The organism is Rhodopseudomonas sp., from assembly GCF_013377015.1.
In the GTDB taxonomy this organism is placed as follows: domain Bacteria; phylum Pseudomonadota; class Alphaproteobacteria; order Rhizobiales; family Xanthobacteraceae; genus JARJEH01.
The window spans coordinates 1,464,168-1,483,477 of the sequence record NZ_JACABA010000001.1 but is presented as its reverse complement, the minus strand read 5'-3'; the positions used below and the strand labels follow the sequence as shown (position 1 = coordinate 1,483,477).

The following is a 19,310-nucleotide window of genomic DNA, read 5'->3' as shown; positions in this document are numbered from 1 at the left end:
AAAACCGGTGGCGCGACGGTCAGCGCAGGGCCTCGTCCAGCAAGGCCTTGAGCTGGGCCAGATGCTTCGACATCAGGCCGGTGGCGGTCGCCGCCGACGCAGCGCGGCCGGCATAGCGCGGACGCCGGTTCGGCGCGCCGACCTGATTCAGCACCCATTCCAGATACGGCTCGATGAAGTGCCACGCGCCCATGTTGCGCGGCTCTTCCTGGCACCAGACGATCTCGGCCTTCTTGAAGCGCGACAGTTCCTGCACCAGCGCCTTCAGCGGCACCGGATAGAGCTGTTCGACCCGCAGTAGATAGATGTCGTCGGTACCGCGCTTTTCGCGCTCCTCATAGAGATCGTAATAGACCTTGCCGGAGCACAGCACGACGCGGCGGATCTTGTCGTCGGCGACCAGCTTGATCTTCTCGTCGGGCAGCATCGCCGCGTCGTCGTACAGGATGCGGTGGAAGGTGGTGTCGGCGCCGAGCTCGTCGAGCCGCGATACCGCGCGCTTGTGGCGTAGCAGCGACTTCGGCGTCATCAGGATTAGCGGCTTGCGGATCTCGCGCTTGAGCTGGCGTCGCAGCACGTGGAAGAAGTTGGCCGGGGTGGTGGCGTGCACCACCTGCATGTTGTCTTCTGCGCACATCTGCAGGAAGCGCTCGAGCCGTGCCGAGGAATGCTCCGGACCCTGGCCCTCATAGCCATGCGGCAGCATGCAGACCAGTCCCGACATCCGCAGCCATTTGCGTTCGCCCGAGGAGATGAACTGATCGAACAGCACCTGCGCGCCGTTGGCGAAGTCGCCGAACTGCGCCTCCCAGATCGTCAGCGCGTTCGGTTCCGCCAGCGTATAGCCATATTCGAAGCCGAGCACGGCTTCTTCCGACAGCAATGAGTTGATCACCTCATAGTGGCCCTGCTCGGGGCCGAGATGATTGAACGGCGTGTAGCGGGTCTCATCCTCCTGGTCGAACAGTACCGAATGCCGCTGCGAGAAGGTGCCGCGTTCGGAGTCCTGGCCGGACAGTCGGACCCGGTGGCCCTCCTGCAGCAGGGTGCAGAACGCCAAAGCTTCGCCGGTGGCCCAGTCGATCCCGACGCCGGAGTCGATCGCCTTGGCGCGGTTCTCCAGATAGCGATGGACGGTGCGGTGAAGCCGGAAACCCTCGGGGACCTTGGTGATCTTGCGGCCGACCTCCTTCAGCACGCCGACATCGATGCCGGTGATGCCGCGGCGCGGATCCTCTTCCTGGTCGGCGGATTTGAAGCCGGCCCATTTGCCGTCGAGCCAGTCGGCCTTGTTGGGCCGATAGCCGGTGCCGGCCTCGAGCTCGGCGTCGAGCCGGGCGCGCCAGTCGGCCTTGGCCTTGTCGATCTCGCCCTCGGTCATCACGCCGTCGGCGATCAGCCGCTTGGAATAGATCTCCAGCGTCGTGGGATGGGCCGCGATCTTGCGGTACATCATCGGCTGGGTGAAGGCCGGCTCGTCGCCCTCGTTGTGGCCATGCCTGCGGTAGCAGAACATGTCGATCACGACTGGCTTGTGGAATTTCTGCCGGAACTCGACCGCGATTTTGGCGGCGAACACCACCGCTTCCGGATCGTCGCCGTTTACATGGAAAATCGGCGCGTCGATCATCTTGGCGACGTCGGACGGATAGGGCGAGGACCGCGAATAGCGCGGATAGGTGGTGAAGCCGATCTGGTTGTTGACGATGAAATGGATCGAGCCGCCGGTGCGGTAACCCTTCAGGTCGGACAATCCGAAACATTCCGCCACCACGCCCTGGCCGGCGAAGGCGGCGTCGCCGTGCATCAGCAGCGGCAGCACCGAGACGCGCTCTTCCGGCAGGTCGCCATGCTGATCCTGCTTGGCGCGGACTTTTCCGAGCACCACCGGATCGACGATTTCCAGATGCGAGGGGTTGGCGGTGAGCGACAGATGCACCTTGTTGTGGTCGAACTCGCGGTCCGACGAGGCGCCGAGATGATATTTGACGTCGCCGGAGCCCTCGACCTCGTCGGGATTGGCGGAACCGCCCTTGAACTCGTGGAACAGCGCGCGATGCGGCTTGCCCATGACTTGCGTCAGCACGTTGAGCCGGCCGCGATGTGGCATCCCGAGCACGATCTCGCGGACGCCGAGATTGCCGCCGCGCTTGATGATCTGCTCCAGCGCCGGGATCAGCGACTCGCCGCCGTCCAGCCCGAACCGCTTGGTGCCGGTGAATTTCAGGTCGCAGAACTTCTCGAAGCCCTCGGCCTCGATCAGCTTCATCAGGATCGCGCGGCGACCCTCACGGGTGAAGCTGATCTCCTTGTCCGGGCCTTCGATCCGTTCCTGGATCCAGCTCTTCTGCGCGCCGTTGGAGATGTGCAGAAACTCGATGCCCATGGTCTGGCAATAAGTCCGCTCGCAGATCGCGACGATTTCGCGCAAGGTGCCGTATTCCAGCCCCAGCACGTGATCGAGAAAGATCCTGCGGTCGAGATCGGCCTCGGTGAAGCCATAGCTGCGGGGATCGAGTTCCTCGTGGTCGCGCGCCGGTTCCAATCCGAGCGGATCGAGCTTGGCGTGAAAATGGCCGCGCATCCGGTAGGCGCGAATCAGCATCAAGGCGCGAACTGAATCCCGCGTCGCCTGGTTGACATCGACCGTCGCCGGCTCGGCGCCCTTGGTCTTCGCCTTCGCGGCGATCTTGCTGCCGATCGCCTTTTCGACCTGCGCCCAATTGCCGTCGAGCGCAGAGGTGAGATCGTCGCGCGGCGTCAGCGGCCAGTTGGCCTGCGACCAGGACGGTCCCTCGGCGTTCTTCTGGACGTCCGCCGGCGGGTCTTTCAGGCTCTTGAAAAACTCCTGCCATTCGGCGTCGACCGAGCCGGGCTCGCTTTCGTATCGGGCATAGAGGTCGTCGATATAGCTGGCATTGGCGCCCTGCAGAAACGAGGAGAGGGCAAAAGCGGCATTCGCGTCCTGGCGAGACATGATTGCGTCCTGATAATGAGTGTCGCGTCGGATACGGCGACGGCTGATCCGGTTACCGGATCAGCAACATAGTGCACCTTAATACCTGAATTTCGAGAAATGTAAGCCGGTAAAGAAACAAGGTCTGAACTAAGACTTCAATTTTTCGGCAAGGGTCTTTCCGAGCCGGGCCGGCGAGGGCGAGACCACGATGCCGGCGGCTTCCATCGCTGCGGTCTTCGAGCCGGCATCTCCCTTGCCGCCCGAGATGATCGCGCCGGCATGGCCCATGCGGCGGCCGGGAGGCGCGGTGACACCGGCGATGAAACCGACCATCGGCTTGGATCGGCCGCGCTTGGCCTCGTCGATCAGGAACTGGGCGGCGTCCTCCTCGGCCGAGCCGCCGATCTCGCCGATCATGACGATCGACAAGGTTTTGGGGTCGGCCAGGAACATCTCCAGAACGTCGATGAACTCGGTGCCCTTGACCGGATCGCCGCCGATGCCGACCGCAGTGGTCTGGCCGAGGCCTTCGCTAGTGGTCTGGAATACCGCCTCATAGGTCAGTGTGCCGGAGCGCGACACGATGCCGACCGAGCCCGGCTTGAAGATGTTGGCCGGCATGATGCCGATCTTGCATTCGCCTGCGGTCATCACGCCGGGGCAGTTAGGCCCGATCAGCCGCGACTTCGAGCCTTGCAGCGAGCGCTTCACCCGCACCATGTCGAGCACCGGAATGCCCTCGGTGATGCAAACGATAAGCGGGATCTCGGCATCGATCGCCTCGCAGATCGCGTCGGCGGCGCCCGGCGGCGGCACATAGATCACCGAGGCGTCGGCGCCGGTCCGGTCCCTGGCCTCGGCCACGGTGTCGAACACCGGCAGCCCGAGATGGGTCGAGCCGCCTTTGCCGGGCGAGGTGCCGCCGACCATTTTGGTGCCGTAGGCCATCGCGGCCTCGGAATGGAAGGTGCCGTTCTTGCCGGTGAAGCCCTGGCAAATGACTTTGGTGTTGTTGTCGATCAGGATGGCCATGGTCGGTGATGCTTTCGCAGTCGGTCGGGAAGGGATCAGGTCGTCCGGCGATAGATGCCCGTGAGCACGTCGGCCCATCCTTCGGAGTCGGGCGAGAATTGAATCTTTAGCGTGTAATTGTTGTCGTCGATGATCTCATAGACATGTCGCGCGGTGCCGCGCAGCGAGCCGCGCCGCAGCGTCAGGATATTGTCCTTCCAGCCGCCGGTGGCCGGCGCCGGCGGGGTGTAGCCCAGCGAATCGTGCCAGAACAATTTGTAGAGCCGGTCGTCCCGGTCGTAGGTGAACACGCCGTGAGTGGCGAAGCTTTCCTTGCCGTTGCGAAACTGGCGCGTGTCCTGGATCAGATAGAAGCCGTCGAGGTCGATCCGTGCGGTAACCTTGGAGCTGGCGGTTCCGCCGGCGTTCCAGCGAGACGGAAACACCGTCTCTTCCCCAGCCCACTCGCCCGCGAACGCCGCGAGCCTGCGATGCTCCTCCAGCGGTTGCGGCGCGGCGAGATGGTCCTGCGCCATAACCTAGCCCTTCTTGACGGCGTTCACGATCTTTTGCGCGGCGTCGTCGAGATTGTCGGCGGGCAGCACGTTGAGGCCGGAATGCTGGATGATCTTCTTGCCCGCCTCGACATTGGTGCCTTCGAGACGCACTACCAGCGGGACGCTGAGGCCGACTTCCTTGACCGCGGCGACAACGCCCTCGGCGATGATGTCGCACTTCATGATGCCGCCGAAGATGTTGATCAGGATGCCCTTCACATTGGGGTCCGCGGTGATGATCTTGAACGCCGCCGTGACCTTCTCCTTGTTGGCGCCGCCGCCGACGTCGAGGAAGTTCGCCGGCGTCATGCCGTACAGCTTGATGATGTCCATCGTCGCCATCGCGAGACCCGCGCCGTTGACCATGCAGCCGATGGTGCCGTCGAGCGTGACGTAGTTGAGGTCGTATTTCGACGCCTCGATTTCCTTGGCGTCTTCCTCGGTCTCGTCGCGCAGCGCCTGAATGTCGATGTGGCGGTACAGCGCGTTGCCGTCGAACGACATCTTGGCGTCGAGGCATTTCAGATCGCCCTGCTTGGTCACCACCAGCGGGTTGATCTCCAGCATTTCCATGTCCTTGGCGATGAACGCCGTATACAGCTGCGCCACCAGGCTTTCCGCCTGCTTGGCGAGATCGCCCTTCAGCCCCAACGCCTTGGCGACGGCGCGGCCGTGATGCGCCATGATGCCGGTGGCGGGATCGATCGAGAAGCTGACGATCTTCTCCGGGGTGTCGTGGGCGACGTCCTCAATGTTCATGCCGCCTTCGGTGGAGACCACGAAGGAGATCCGCGAGGTGACGCGGTCGACCAGCAGTGACAGGTAGAACTCCTTGTCGATGTCGGAGCCTTCCTCGATGTAGAGCCGGTTGACCTGCTTGCCGGCCGGGCCGGTCTGGATCGTCACCAACGTCGCGCCGAGCATTTCGCCGGCATATTGCTTGACCTCGGCGATCGACTTGGCGAGCCGGACGCCGCCCTTGTCGCCGGCCGAGGCTTCCATGAACTTGCCCTTGCCGCGGCCGCCGGCGTGGATCTGGCTCTTCACCACCCAGATCGGTCCGCCGAGTTGCTCGGCGGCGCGCTCGGCCTCGGCGGCCTTGAAGATCGGGAAGCCGTACGACACCGGCACGCCGAACTCGCGCAACACGGCCTTGGCTTGATATTCGTGAACATTCATCTGGCGATCCCCGAAATCTTCAGCGGCAACAATGGCGGGTCGAGCGTGCGGTCAGCGCCCGAGTAGATCGGGCGCGATCTTCTTGCAGGCGTCGACCAGACCCTGCACCGCGGCGACCGACTTGTCGAATGCGTCGCGGTCCTTGCCGGTCAATTCGATCTCGACGATGCGTTCGACGCCTTTGGCGCCGATCACCACCGGCACGCCGACATACATGTCCTTCACGCCGTATTCGCCGTTGAGATAAGCCGCGACCGGCAATACCCGCTTCTTGTCGCGCAGATAGCTTTCCGCCATCGCAATCGCGGAGGCCGCCGGCGCATAGAACGCCGAGCCGGTCTTGAGCAGGTTGACGATCTCGGCGCCGCCGTTGCGGGTGCGGTCGACGATCTCGTCGATCCGCGCCTGCGAGGTCCAGCCCATCTTGACCAGGTCGGGCAGCGGGATGCCGGCGACGGTCGAATATTTCACCAGCGGTACCATGGTATCGCCGTGGCCGCCGAGCACGAAGGCGGTGACGTCCTCGACCGAAACGTTGAATTCGTCGGCGAGGAAATAGCGGAAGCGCGACGAATCCAGCACGCCGGCCATGCCGACCACCTTCTTGTGCGGCATGCCGGAGGCCTTCTGCAGCGCCCAGACCATGGCGTCGAGCGGGTTGGTGATGCAGATCACGAAGGCGTCGGGGGCGTATTTCTTGATGCCGGCTCCGACCTGCTCCATCACCTTGAGGTTGATGCTGAGAAGATCGTCGCGGCTCATGCCAGGCTTCCGCGGCACGCCGGCGGTGACGATGCAGACCTTGGCGTTGTCGAGCGCCTCGTAGGAATTGGCGCCGGTGAATTGCGCGTCGAAGCCGTCGACCGGGGAGGACTGCGCGATGTCGAGCGATTTGCCCTGCGGGATGCCTTCGGCGATGTCGAACATCACCACGTCGCCGAGCTCCTTCAAGCCGATGAGGTGAGCCAGCGTTCCGCCGATCTGGCCGGAGCCAATCAAAGCAATCTTGTCGCGCGCCATGGGAAACCTGTCCTTTGAGCCCGAAGGTGGGGAGAAGGGGAGGGAAAAGCTGAGTGGCTGGTTATCCCTTTCGCCGCGACCGTTCAAGTCGCGACGCGCCCAATTGTTGGACGGGCAGGCGGGCCAAACCTGCGATCGGCATCGACGATCCGCGCATAGTCGCGGGCGTCGGTGCAAAACCTGGTCATTCCGGGGCGCGCGCAGCGAAGCTGCAAGCGAACTCGGAATCTCGCTGCAGAATTATCGTCGCGAGATTCCGGGTTCGCTCGCCCAGGGGCTCGCGCCCCGGAATGACTGGCTGTGTGGGCGTTGCCTACGTTTCCACCAGTCCCGTAGAAGACCCGGTCGCGGTGGAATCGCTGCGGCCGTGCGGCAGCGCCAGGTAGGATTCCGAGCTCATCTCGATCAGCCGCGACGAGGTCCGTTTGAACTCGTTGGCCTCATGGCCTTCGGTGGCGCGATACAGCGACACCGGATCGGCCTCCGCTGAGGCCATCAGCTTCACCGCATTGTCGTACAGCGTGTCGATCAGGGTGATGAAGCGCTTGGCGGCGTTGCGGTCCGCGGAGTGCATCACCGGGATGTGGTCGATCATGATGGTGTGGTAGTCGTGCGCCAGCTTCAGGTAATCCGAGGCGCCCAGTGGCTTCTCGCACAGATCGGCGAAGGAAAACCGCGCCACATGGTGGTCGGATTTCGGCACGTGCAGGATACGGCCCTTGATTGAGATGTCGCGGGCATGACCCGGCGCGCCGCCGGTGATCCGCGCCCAGGCCCGGTCGATCGCGGCGGTGGCTTCGCGATCCGCCGGCGTCAGCCAGACCTTCATCCCGGCCAGCTTTTCAAGTCGATAATCGGTGCGGGCATCGAGCCGCAAGATCTCCATCCGGCCCTTCAGAAGTCCAATGAACGGCAGGAACAGCGCCCGGTTCAGCCCGCCTTTGTAGAGATTGTCGGGCGCGACGTTGGAGGTTGCCACCACCACGGTGCCGAGTTCGAACAGCTTGGCGAACAGCCGCGACAGGATCATCGCATCGGCAATGTCGGTGACGTGGAATTCGTCGAAGCACAACAGCCAAGCCTCGTCGAAGATCGACGCCGCGGTCAGCGCGATGACGTCGCCATCGGGAATTTCGCCGCGCTTGATGTTCTGGCGGAAGGCGTAGATCCGCTCATGGGCCTCGGCCATGAATTCATGAAAATGCGCGCGGCGCTTCAGTGCCACCGGGCTGGAGTCGAAAAACAGGTCCATCAGCATTGTCTTGCCGCGGCCGACCTCGCCATAGACGTAGAGCCCGCGCGGCGCCGGCTGGTCCTTTTCGGCGCCGAACAGCCGGCCGAGAAAGCCATGTTTCTTCGCCGGCTTGTAGCCGGCCAGCTTGGCCTCGAGGTCGGCAAAGGCCCTGACCGCACGGGCCTGGGCCGGGTCGGCCTCGATCGCGCCGGAGGAGACGAGAGCCTGATATTGTTCGCGGAAGGAGGCGGGCGGGGTCGACGACATGCCGCCTTTACGGCCTTACCGCGCGACAAAATGCAAGCCGTGAATTCACGGAGGGGCTATGCGGATGGCCTCACGCCGTCAGCTCGTAGGGCGCCTCGACCACATAGGGCCCGCCGCCGGTGGAGGCGCGCGACGAAAACAGCACGAAGCGCGAGGCCTTGAACACCCGGGTCGGGAAATAGCCGCGCACCGAGAGATAGTCGGCGACGTCCTGGTTCGAGGCGTCACGCAGCCGCGCCAGCGTCACATGCGGGACGAATTTGCGGCCTTCAGGATCGAGCCCGAAGCGCTGCATCAGCCGCTCCAGCTCGGCCTGCAATTCGATCAGCGGCCGGCTCGGCACCACCGAGGCGACTACCGCGCGCGGCTTCTTGCCGCCGAAGCTCGACAGGCCCTGCAGCGCCACGTCGAACGGCTTGCGGTTGATTCGCACCAAAGTGGAGGCGATTTCATTCGCCGTGACGCCGTCGATATCGCCGATGAAGCGCAGGGTGACGTGGTAATTTTCGGGGTCGATCCAGCGCGCGCCCGGCAGGCCGCCGCGCAAGTTGGAGAGTGTCTGGCCGATCTCGGCCGGGATCTCTAGTCCGGTGAACAAACGCGGCATCGCAAGACCCTCGATGCAGGAGCACGGAACGAATCAACGACAGGTAATTTCTATCGCAGATATGTTACAGAGCGAAGTGTGGTAGCCAAAATGTCCAGTGAATACCTCATCTAGATGATGGGTTGCCCGGTTTTCAGCTGCGTTGCCCAGCGACCGTGCCGAGAAATGCTTCAACCGTGGGCAGGATGTTGTTGACCACCGTGTCGACCCCTTCGGCGGTCGGATGCAGGCCGTCGGCCTGGTTCAGATTTGCGATGGTGGCGACCCCGTCCAGGAAGAATGGATACAGGGGTACCGCATAGGTTTTCGCCAGGTCCGGATAGATCGCGTTGAATTGCGCCGCGTAATCGGCGCCGTAGTTCGGCGGCGCCAGCATCCCGCACAATAGCACCTTGATATTGCGCGATTTCAGCCGCTTGAGGATTTCGTCCAGCGCGGCGCGGGTGACTTTCGGGTCGGTGCCGCGCAGCGCGTCATTGGCGCCGAGTTCAAGGATCACCGCCTCGGTATCGGCCGGCACCGACCAGTCGAGCCGGCCAAGGCCGCCGCTGGCGGTGTCACCGGACACTCCAGCGTTGATGATCTCGGTCTCTCGTCCATTGCTTTTCAAGGCTTTCTGCAGCCGGACCGGGAATGCCGCGGCAGCCGGCAGGCCGTAGCCGGCGCTCAACGAATCGCCCAGCACCACCAGCTTGATCGGCCTGGTCGGTGCGGCGGCAGCGGAATCCGCCACCGCGGGAGCAGCGGCCATCGCCGTGACCCCTGCGACCAGCAGCCACGCAATCGTGCGCGTCAGCCCCTCGACCACGGCCGAGGAAGTGCCATATGGGGGAAGCATGGACAGTATCATCGAAGCCTCATCATTGGCCGGCCCCGCGCCGGACACGATCTCCATCTCAGGCGTCAATCTCTCGCTCGGCGCTGGCGCCGCGCGGGTGCATATCCTCAAGGATATCAGCCTCAACGTGGCATCCGGCGAGGCGATCGGCCTGATCGGCCCGTCAGGATCGGGCAAATCCACCCTGCTGATGGTGATGGCCGGGCTGGAGCGCCCCGACAGCGGTGAAGTGGTGGTCAACGGCACCGCTTTCAATGCCCTCGACGAGGACGCGCTGGCGCGGTTTCGCGGCCGCCATGTCGGCATCGTGTTCCAATCCTTCCATCTGATCCCGACCATGACGGCGCTGGAGAATGTCGCGGTGCCGCTCGAACTCGCCGGTAACCCCGACGCAACCGAGCGTGCCGCGCGAGAACTGGCCTCGGTCGGGCTCGGCGAACGGCTGCATCATTATCCGACGCAATTATCCGGCGGCGAGCAACAGCGCGTCGCGCTGGCCCGGGCACTGGCGCCGGATCCGGCGATCCTGGTGGCGGACGAGCCGACCGGAAACCTGGATGAGGCCACCGGCAAGCAGATCGTTGATTTGCTGTTCAGCAAGCACGCCGAGCGCGGTATGACTTTGGTGCTGGTGACCCATGACACCTCGCTGGCGCAGCGCTGCGACCGCGTCGTGCGGCTGCGCTCGGGACGGATCGATGGCGCCGCCGCCGGGCTCGCTCGCGTCCAGACGGCGTAGCCGATGGCCGTGATCTCAGAACCCTTGCGGCCCGGCCGCGCGGCGTCATTGCCGATCCGCTATGCGTTGCGCGAAATGCGCAGCGGGCTGCGCGGCTTCTATGTGTTTGTTGCCTGCATCGCGCTGGGCGTGATGGCGATCGCCGGGGTCGGCTCGGTCGCCGCCTCGCTCAGTGCCGGTCTGGCCCGTGAGGGCCGCACGCTGCTCGGCGGTGACGTGGCGTTCTCGCTGATCCAGCGCGAGGCCAAGCCGGAGGAGGTCGCGTTCCTGCGCGCGCACGGCGCCGTCTCGGTGGCGGCGACGCTGCGCGGCATGGCGCGGACGCCGGACGGCCGGCTGGCGCTGGTCGAGATCAAGGCGGTGGACGACGCCTATCCGATGCTGGGCAAATTGACGCTGGATCCCGATTTGCCGGCGGCGGATCTGCTGGTGGAGAAGGACGGCGTGTTCGGCGCCGCCGCCGATGCCGCGCTGCTGGCGCGGCTCGATCTCAAGGTCGGCGACCGCGTCAGCGTCGGCAGCGCGAATTTCGTGATTCGCAGCGTGGTCGGCGCCGAGCCCGACAAGCTGGCCGGCAATGTCGGTTTCGGACCGCGGTTCCTGGTCAGCGAACAGGCGCTGCGTGCCACGCAATTGCTACAGCCTGGCAGTCTAGTGCGCTGGACCTACCGCGTCCGGCTGCCCGACAACAGCGCCGACGACAAGGCCGCGACCGCGCTGGCCGACGCAGCGCGCGCCGCATTGCCGCAGGCCGGCTGGGAAATCCGCAGCCGCGGCAACGCCTCGCCGCAACTCGAGCGCACCATCACTCGCTTCACCCAGTTTCTCACTTTGGTCGGCCTCGCCGCGCTGCTGGTCGGCGGCGTCGGGGTCGCCAATGCGGTGAAGAGCCATATCGACCGCCGCCGCGACGTGATCGCGGCGTTCAAGGCGCTCGGCGCTACCGGCCGCGACGTGTTTTCGATCTATCTCACCCAGGTGATCGTGCTGGCGGCGATCGGATCGCTGATCGGCTTGGTGCTCGGCGCGTCGTTGCCGTTCGTCATCGTCGGGCTGTTCGGCAAATTGCTGCCGCTGCCGGTGGTACCGGCGCTGCATCTCGACGAACTGGCGCTGTCGCTGCTCTATGGTCTGCTGACCGCGTTGGCGTTCGGCCTGTGGCCGCTGGCGCAGGTTCACGACGTGCCGGTGGCGGCGTTGTTTCGCGAGGCGGTGACGCTGCAAGGCCACCGGCCTCGGTTGCGCTATCTGGTCTGGATGGGCGCGGTGATCGCCCTGCTGCTCGCGGTGGTGATCGGGTTGGCCTACGACAAGCGGGTCGCCGCGGCGTTCGTGCTGTCCTCGGTCGTGGTGTTCGGACTGCTGCGCGGCATCGCGGCCGGCCTGATGGCGATCGCACGCCGGCTGCCGCGCTCGCGGATCACCATGCTGCGGCTGGCGATCGCCAACATTCACCGGCCGGGGGCGCTGACGCCGTCGGTGGTGATGTCGCTCGGGCTCGGGCTGGCGGTGCTGGTCACCATCACCCAGATCGACGGCAATCTGCGCCGGCAGTTCATGGCTGCGCTGCCTGAAAAGGCGCCGTCATTCTTCTTCATCGACATCCCCGCCACCGAGGCCGACCGTTTCGGCGCATTTCTGCAGCAGCAGGCGCCGCATTCGACCGTCGAGGACGTGCCGATGCTGCGCGGCCGGATCGTCGCCGCCCGCGGCGTCAAGGTCGAAGATCTGAAGCCGTCGACCGATGCCGAATGGGTGCTGCAGAGCGACCGCGGCCTGACCTATGCGGCCGAGGTGCCGAAGGGTTCCAAGGTCGTCGAAGGCCGATGGTGGGGGCCGGACTATAGCGGCCCGCCGCTGGTGTCGTTCGAGAAGAAGCTTGCCGACGGGCTCGGCCTCAAGATCGGCGACGAGGTGGTGGTCAACGTGCTCGGCCGCGACATTCCGGCGACCATCGGCAATCTGCGCAGCGTCGACTGGCAGAGCCTGGGCATTAATTTCGTGCTGGTGTTCTCACCCAACGCATTTCGCGGCGCCCCGCACACCCATATCGCCACCCTGACCGAATCCGGCGGCACGGCGGCCAGCGACGCCGCCGTCATTAAGGCGGTGGCAGATGCGTTCCCGATGGTGACCAGTGTACGGGTGCGCGAGGCGCTGGAAACCATCGGCACGGTGGTCACCAATCTGGCGCTGGCGGTGCGCGGCGCCAGCGCGGTGACGCTGATCTCCGCGATCCTGGTGCTGGGCGGCGCGCTGGCCGCTGGCCATCGTCACCGGGTCTACGACGCGGTGATCCTGAAGACGCTCGGCGCCACCAGGGCGCGGCTGCTCGGGGCCTATGCGCTCGAATATCTGATGATCGGGTTCGCCACCGCGGTGTTCGGCGTGATCGCCGGATCGGTCGCGGCGTGGCTGATCGTCACACGGCTGATGACACTCAGTTTTATCTGGCAGGCCGGCAGCGCCGCCGGTGTGGTGGCCGCCGCCCTGATCGTGACGGTCGGCCTTGGGCTGCTCGGCACGCTGGTGGCGCTGAACCAGAAACCGGCGTCGGTGCTGCGGAATCTATGAGAATCGGATGTGCTGGCCGCGGCAATCCGCCGGGGGTCAAGACGCCGGGGTGAACATGGCAGTTGCAGGCGCGATACCCCGGTTCCCGGGGCCGCGGCGATAGAAATCTCTTTACCCTTTGCTGCGGAGCGACATTCAGCCGCGCATTAATGCTTGCATGGAATGTGTTAGTTTCCCACATATCAGATTGGGTCGGGCGCTGGCTGGATGGCCGAAAATTAATGGCGGCCAACACGTCGTCCGGGATATAGATCGAACTGGCCGCGCAAACCCTCTGCGTTTGGCCAGACAACCACGGGATTTCGACCATGTCGGACTTAGACCGTAATTACGCTTCTCCTTTCGGCCGGGCCGCCGGGCGCGTTGACGCCGCGGCCGTCGATGCCGGTCTGCGCGCCTACATGCTGCGCATCTACAATTACATGTCGATCGGCCTGGCGATCACCGGACTCGCCGCGCTCGGCATCTATATGGGCGCGGTCACACCGGACGCCGCCGGGGCCGCCGCCAGGATCGGCAAGGTCTATCTGACCTCGTTCGGCGTCGCCATTTTCGCAAGCCCGCTGAAGTGGGTGTTCATGCTGGCGCCGCTGGCGATGGTGATGGTGATCTCGTTCGGCATCAACCGGCTGAAGCCCGCCACGGCGCAATTGCTGTTCTGGGCGTTCTCGGCGCTGATGGGCGTCTCGCTGTCGTCGATCTTCCTCGTCTACACCCACAGCTCGATCGTGCAGGTGTTCTTCATCACTGCGGCGTCGTTCGGCGCGCTGAGCCTTTACGGCTACACCACCAAGCGTGACATGACTGGGATGGGCTCGTTCCTGATCATGGGCCTGTTCGGCGTCATCATCGCCAGCGTGGTCAACATGTTCCTGGGCAGCGGCATCATGGGCTTCGTGATCTCGGTGATCGGCGTGCTGGTGTTCGCGGGCCTCACCGCCTGGGACACCCAGCGGCTGAAGAACGACTACATCTACGGCTACGCCTCCCAGGGCGGCGACATCGCCGAGCGGGCGGCGATCACCGGGGCGCTGTCGCTGTATTTGAACTTCATCAACCTGTTCACGCTGCTGCTGCAGTTGCTCGGACAGAAGGAATAGCGGCTTCGTCCGACCCGATTGATCCAGAAGCCCCGGCCTCGCGGTCGGGGCTTCTCTTTTGCGACTGACAAAAATAGTCTACGGCCATGTCCGACGTCGAAATCAGACCCGCCGCCGCGGCCGACTTGGCCGCCATCACCGCGATCTATGAACAAGCCGTTCGGTTCGGTACCGCGACGTTCGAGCTGACACCGCCGGATCTGGCGGAAATGACCAGGCGATTCGAGGCGCTGACCGGCGGCGGCTTCCCCTATCTGGTCGCGGCGCTGCAGGGCGGCATCGCCGGTTACGCCTATGCCGGGCCGTACCGGCCGCGGCCGGCCTATCGCTTCACGGTGGAGAATTCGGTCTATCTCGACCCCGCCACCCACCGCCGCGGCATCGGCACCAAGCTACTGCGCGAACTGGTGACGCAATGCGAGGCCCGTGGCTATCGCCAGGTGATCGCGGTGATCGGCGATTCCGGCAATGCCGGCTCGATCGCCCTGCACGCGCGGCTTGGGTTCCAGATGATCGGGACCCATCCCAATGTCGGATTCAAATTCGGGCGCTGGCTCGACACCGTGATGATGCAGCGCGCGCTCGGCCAGGGCGGCAGCACGACGCCCGAGGTCTGATCCGATTCAAATCGAAGAAGCGGTCATTCGGGTCTCGTTCGCCCCTCGCAATTGCGGAGGTAGCAACGAGGCTGTCGCCTAAACCAGCGCCAGCTTGCGGTCGATCACCAGCAGCACCCGTTCCAGCTCGTGGCCGCGGCGCAGGATCAGGCCGCTTGCGGAGATCACGCTGTACACGCCTTGCTTGCGCGCCAGCCTCGGGTCCTTTTCGATCCGGTAGATCGGCACTTCCGAGGCTCGACGAAACACCGAGAACACCGCTCGGTCTTTCAGAAAGTCGATCGCATAGTCGCGCCACTCACCCGCGGCGACCATCCGGCCATAGAGATTGAGAATGCGATTGAGTTCGAGGCGATTGAACGTCACCGCAGCTTGCGGTGGCCCCGCAGCGGCGCCTCGCTCCGCTGCGCGAGCCTCGCTTGGCTCGGCCTCCTCGGACATCGAACTCATCCGCGCCTCCTGTCATCCAACCGACATGATTGCGCCGGTGGGTCGCGACTGCAAGAGGACCTTGGCAGGGGAGAGGCGATTCATTGTCGTTCACGGAGGGCGCGGCAGCCAGAAACGCTTCGTCACGGGAATGTTAGCGGAATCTTATTGCCGCCCAATTTTCGCCCATCGCCCGCCCCCCTGAATTGCAAAAAGAAATCACTGCGCAATGACCCGGTCCTTTCGGCTCCGGATTCCTCAGCCCCCAGCCCCCCGGAGTTGTCGGGATCGGGTCAGTTCGCAGCGCCAAATCCCCATACTGGGCCAACGAGAGTTGGTCCTTTTTGTTTTTGGCGGTGGCGCGGTGCGGTTCTGACGATTGGCGACAAGAGCGCCGGCGCGACCGCTCATCGAATCGAAATGATCATGAAAGATTCAGTGCAGAGTCGCGAAGGCGGCGCCGAGCATGGCGCCCGGTCTGTCGCGGTTGCCGTCCTGCAGATACACCACCGCGGCATCGACGCCATCGCGGGAAATGTTCTCCAGCGGCACTGACCAGCTGCCAGCGGTGCCGTTCCAGTCGCCGACCTTGAGCAGGTTGCGCACCACGTTGTGATAGGTAACCTGTTGGCCGCGGTTTTCGCCACGGCCGATCGAGATCGGCACCGCCGTCGACACCGCGCAGATCCAGATTTCGCCGTGGCTCGCGGTGGGACTATCGTGACCCGTGGCCACCGAAACCGTGATTTGCTTGCCGTCGAGCGTCATTGACACTGGCACCGACATCACGCCGGCTTTCTTGGTGTCGCTGATCGCGCCGTCGATGCTGGCGCGGTCGCTGCCGATCACCTGCGCGGCGCCGTTGACGACCACTTGCGGCGTATAGACGTCGCGATCACCGCGCATCTGCGAATAGGCCTTCTGCCGGGCGCTGAACCGCGCATCCGCCAGGGTGTCCTTCCAGCCGAGATAATCCCAATAGTCGATCGGCATGCTCAGCGCGATCACCGACGGGTCTTTCGCCAACTCGCCGATGATCTTGTCGGCCGGCGGGCACGATGAGCAGCCTTGCGAAGTAAACAGTTCCACCACCGCGCGCGGCTCGGCAGCGGCCGGACAGACCATCGCGACGATCACGCACAGACCGAGTGTGCCCGACCACCGCGAAAATCCATGGACGCTCGTCATTGGTTTGTTGCCACGCTTGCCACACCGGACCGGCGGAAGGACCTGCCCTGCCGCACCAAATACAAGCCTTCAAAAGCCAGAAGGCGGCCCTTGCATAGGCCGCCTTCCAATCACCTGCCACTCACTTCAAGGTGAGGCAATATGTCCGGATTCGCCTTACGCCGCGAGTCGACGCAGCACGTAGTGCAGGATCCCGCCGTTACGATAATATTCCAGCTCGTCGAGCGTATCGATCCGGCACAGCAACGAGACCCGGCGCAATGTTCCGTCACCGGACACGATTTCCGCGGTCAATTGCTGGCGCGGCTTCAGGTCGCCCTGCAGCCCGCGGATCGTCACCGTCTCGTCGCCCTTCAGCCCGAGCGACGGCCACGACTCGCCTTCGGCGAAGGTCAGCGGCAGCACGCCCATGCCGACCAGGTTGGAGCGATGGATGCGCTCGAAGCTCTGGCAGATCACGGCGCGGACGCCGAGCAGCCTTGTGCCCTTGGCGGCCCAATCGCGCGACGAGCCGTTGCCGTATTCGGCGCCGGCGAACACGACCAGCGGAACCTGCTCGGCCTGGTACTTCATCGCAGCGTCATAGATCGACATCTGCTCGCCGTCGGGCCAGTGCTTGGTGATTCCGCCCTCCGGAATATTCCCGTCGGCGCCCTTCATCATGAAGTTCTTGATCCGGATGTTGGCGAAGGTGCCGCGCATCATGATCTCGTGATTGCCGCGTCTGGTGCCGTACTGATTGAAGTCGGCCGGGCGGACCTGATGCTCGGACAGATACTTGCCGGCCGGCGAGGTCAGCTTGATCGAGCCGGCGGGCGAGATGTGGTCGGTGGTGATCTTGTCGCCGAACATCGCCAGAATCCGTGCGTCGACGACGTCGACGATCGGCTCCGGCTCCATCTTCATGCCTTCGAAGTAAGGCGGGTTCTGCACATAGGTGGAGCTCATGTTCCACTTGTAGGTCTCAGAGTCGACGGTCTTGATCTTGCGCCAGTTGGTGTCGCCCTTGAACACGTCGGCGTACTTCTTCTTGAAGATCGCCGCGGTGACGAACTTCTTCATGAAGGCGTTGATCTCTTTCGTCGTCGGCCAGATGTCCTTGAGGTACACCGGCTTGCCGTCGCGGCCGATGCCGATCGGATCGACACTGAGGTTCTTGGTCACCGTGCCGGCCAGCGCGTAAGCGACGACCAAAGGCGGCGAGGCCAGGTAGTTGGCCTGCACGTCCGGCGACACCCGGCCCTCGAAGTTGCGGTTGCCCGACAGCACCGCCGCCGCGATGATGCCGTTGTCGTTGATCGACTTCGAGATTTCTTCCGGCAGCGGTCCGGAATTGCCGATGCAGGTGGTGCAGCCGAAGCCGACCAGGTTGAAGCCGACCTTGTCGAGGTCCTTCTGCAGCCCGGAATTGGCGAGATATTCGGCGACCACCTGGCTGCCCGGCGCCAGCGAGGTCTTCACCCACGGCGCGGCCTTGAGGCCCTTGGCCGCGGCGTTGCGGGCGAGCAGGCCGGCGCCGATCAGCACGCTCGGATTCGAGGTGTTGGTGCAGGAGGTGATCGCCGCGATCGCCACGTCGCCATGGCCGAGATCGAAATTCTTGCCCTCGACCGCATAGCGGTGACCGTCGAGCGCCTTCTTGTAATCGCTCGCCATCGCGGCGGCGAAACCTTCGGCGACCGCCGGGAGCGCGACGCGGCCTTCGGGCCGCTTCGGTCCGGCCATCGACGGCACCACGTCGCCGAGATCGAGCGTCAAGGTTGCGGTGAACACCGGGTCGAGCGATTTGGCGGTGCGGAACAGGCCCTGCGCCTTGGCGTATTTCTCCACCAGCGCGACCCGCGCCGAGGCCCGACCGGAAGTCTTGAGGAAGCCGAGGGTCTCGGCATCGACCGGGAAGAAGCCGCAGGTGGCGCCATATTCCGGCGCCATGTTGGCGATCGTGGCCTTGTCGGCGACCGAGAGATGGTCGAGGCCGGGGCCGTAGAACTCGACGAACTTGCCGACCACGCCCTGCTTGCGCAGCATCTGCGTGACGGTGAGCACGAGATCGGTGGCAGTGACGCCTTCGGTCAGCGAGCCCTTCAGCTTGAAGCCGATCACTTCCGGCAGCAGCATCGACAGCGGCTGGCCGAGCATCGCGGCTTCGGCCTCGATGCCGCCGACGCCCCAGCCCAGCACGGCAAGGCCGTTGACCATGGTGGTGTGCGAATCGGTGCCCACCAGCGTGTCCGGATAGGCCACCTCGAAGGTGCCCTTCTTCTTGCCGACGGTCATCTTCTCCTTGCGGGTCCAGACCGTCTGGGCGAGGTATTCGAGATTGACCTGATGGCAGATGCCGGTGCCGGGCGGCACCACGGCGAAATTCGAAAACGCCTTCTGGCCCCATTTCAGGAATTCGTAGCGCTCCTGGTTCTGCTTGTATTCCTCGACCACGTTCTTGCCGAACGCCTTGTTGTCACCGAAGAAATTGACGATCACCGAATGGTCGATGACGAGATCGACCGGCACCAGCGGGTTGATCTTTTCGGCGTCACCGCCGAGCGCCTGCATGGCGTTGCGCATCGCCGCGAGATCGACCACCGCCGGAACGCCGGTAAAATCCTGCATCAGCACCCGCGCCGGGCGGAATGCGATTTCATGCTCCAGCGCCTTCTTCTTCAGCCATTTCGCCACCGCGACGATGTCGGCCTTCTTGACGGTGCGGTCGTCCTCATTGCGCAGCAGGTTTTCCAGCAGCACCTTCATCGAATAAGGCAGCCGGGAAATCCCTTTCAGGCCGTTCTTTTCGGCCGTGGGCAGGCTGTAATAAATGTAGGACTTGGCGCCGACCTTGAGGGTCTTGCGGCATTTGAAGCTGTCGAGCGAGGTCATGTGAGGCGGTCCCGATTTTTCGTTCTTCAGATGGCGAATGGGTATCAAGGCACCTCAGTGGGGGCGAGCCTATTGGCTTGCAGGCGCCGATTGTGTGCTGCATCAAGTTCCGGCTTA

At 64.2% G+C, this 19,310-nt stretch carries 15 protein-coding genes; 4 read left to right on the top strand and 11 right to left on the bottom strand.

Translation table 11 applies throughout. The annotated features are described in order from the left end of the window. Positions 1 to 19: 19 nt before the first annotated feature. From HXX15_RS07075 to HXX15_RS07040, 8 genes are all read right to left on the bottom strand, one after another. On the bottom strand, positions 20 to 2,977 hold the full coding sequence (locus HXX15_RS07075) for a 2-oxoglutarate dehydrogenase E1 component (RefSeq protein ID WP_296514146.1): 2,958 nt from the start codon (positions 2,975 to 2,977) through the stop codon (positions 20 to 22). A gap of 129 nt (positions 2,978 to 3,106) precedes the next feature. Then, positions 3,107 to 3,991, bottom strand: a complete 885-nt coding sequence (gene sucD, locus HXX15_RS07070; protein WP_296514143.1) for a succinate--CoA ligase subunit alpha — start codon at positions 3,989 to 3,991, stop codon at positions 3,107 to 3,109. A gap of 35 nt (positions 3,992 to 4,026) precedes the next feature. Next, the gene (locus HXX15_RS07065) at positions 4,027 to 4,506 is read right to left on the bottom strand and encodes a DUF1579 family protein (protein WP_296514141.1); all 480 of its coding nucleotides are present in this window, start codon (positions 4,504 to 4,506) and stop codon (positions 4,027 to 4,029) included. 3 nt (positions 4,507 to 4,509) lie between these two features. Further along, positions 4,510 to 5,706 (bottom strand): ADP-forming succinate--CoA ligase subunit beta, encoded by a 1,197-nt coding sequence (gene sucC, locus HXX15_RS07060; protein ID WP_296514139.1) that lies wholly within the window; start codon positions 5,704 to 5,706, stop codon positions 4,510 to 4,512. Between the two features lie 51 nt (positions 5,707 to 5,757). Then, the gene (gene mdh / locus HXX15_RS07055; RefSeq protein ID WP_296514137.1) at positions 5,758 to 6,726 is read right to left on the bottom strand and encodes a malate dehydrogenase; all 969 of its coding nucleotides are present in this window, start codon (positions 6,724 to 6,726) and stop codon (positions 5,758 to 5,760) included. 313 nt (positions 6,727 to 7,039) lie between these two features. Next, positions 7,040 to 8,227: a cell division protein ZapE gene (zapE, locus tag HXX15_RS07050; RefSeq protein WP_296514134.1), complete on the bottom strand. Its 1,188-nt coding sequence runs from the start codon at positions 8,225 to 8,227 to the stop codon at positions 7,040 to 7,042. Between the two features lie 70 nt (positions 8,228 to 8,297). Then, a complete protein-coding gene (thpR, locus tag HXX15_RS07045; protein WP_296514131.1) occupies positions 8,298 to 8,834 on the bottom strand; it encodes an RNA 2',3'-cyclic phosphodiesterase in 537 nt (178 codons plus the stop codon). A 133-nt stretch (positions 8,835 to 8,967) separates the two neighbouring features. Further along, positions 8,968 to 9,585, bottom strand: coding sequence for an arylesterase (locus HXX15_RS07040; RefSeq protein ID WP_296514881.1), 618 nt, complete (start codon positions 9,583 to 9,585; stop codon positions 8,968 to 8,970). A gap of 85 nt (positions 9,586 to 9,670) precedes the next feature. Here HXX15_RS07040 and HXX15_RS07035 point away from each other — a divergent pair, with 85 nt between their 5' ends. The 4 genes from HXX15_RS07035 (at position 9,671) to HXX15_RS07020 (ending at position 14,702) form a co-directional block, all read left to right on the top strand. After that, the gene (locus HXX15_RS07035; protein WP_296514128.1) at positions 9,671 to 10,411 is read left to right on the top strand and encodes an ABC transporter ATP-binding protein; all 741 of its coding nucleotides are present in this window, start codon (positions 9,671 to 9,673) and stop codon (positions 10,409 to 10,411) included. Positions 10,412 to 10,414: 3 nt separating this feature from the next. Then, the gene (locus HXX15_RS07030) at positions 10,415 to 12,985 is read left to right on the top strand and encodes an FtsX-like permease family protein (RefSeq protein ID WP_296514126.1); all 2,571 of its coding nucleotides are present in this window, start codon (positions 10,415 to 10,417) and stop codon (positions 12,983 to 12,985) included. A 308-nt stretch (positions 12,986 to 13,293) separates the two neighbouring features. Then, the gene (locus HXX15_RS07025; RefSeq protein ID WP_296514124.1) at positions 13,294 to 14,085 is read left to right on the top strand and encodes a Bax inhibitor-1/YccA family protein; all 792 of its coding nucleotides are present in this window, start codon (positions 13,294 to 13,296) and stop codon (positions 14,083 to 14,085) included. Positions 14,086 to 14,171: 86 nt separating this feature from the next. Next, entirely contained in the window at positions 14,172 to 14,702 is a 531-nt protein-coding gene (locus HXX15_RS07020; RefSeq protein ID WP_296514122.1) for a GNAT family N-acetyltransferase, read from the top strand. A gap of 78 nt (positions 14,703 to 14,780) precedes the next feature. Here the strand turns inward: HXX15_RS07020 and HXX15_RS07015 are convergent, their stop codons facing one another. The 3 genes from HXX15_RS07015 to acnA form a co-directional block, all read right to left on the bottom strand. Further along, positions 14,781 to 15,152: a DUF2794 domain-containing protein gene (locus HXX15_RS07015; protein WP_296514119.1), complete on the bottom strand. Its 372-nt coding sequence runs from the start codon at positions 15,150 to 15,152 to the stop codon at positions 14,781 to 14,783. Positions 15,153 to 15,566: 414 nt separating this feature from the next. Beyond that, positions 15,567 to 16,319, bottom strand: coding sequence for a thioredoxin family protein (locus HXX15_RS07010; protein WP_296514116.1), 753 nt, complete (start codon positions 16,317 to 16,319; stop codon positions 15,567 to 15,569). Between the two features lie 156 nt (positions 16,320 to 16,475). Beyond that, positions 16,476 to 19,193 carry an aconitate hydratase AcnA gene (acnA, locus tag HXX15_RS07005; RefSeq protein ID WP_296514114.1) on the bottom strand — a complete coding sequence of 906 codons (2,718 nt, stop codon included), beginning with the start codon at positions 19,191 to 19,193 and terminating at the stop codon, positions 16,476 to 16,478. Positions 19,194 to 19,310 lie beyond the last annotated feature (117 nt).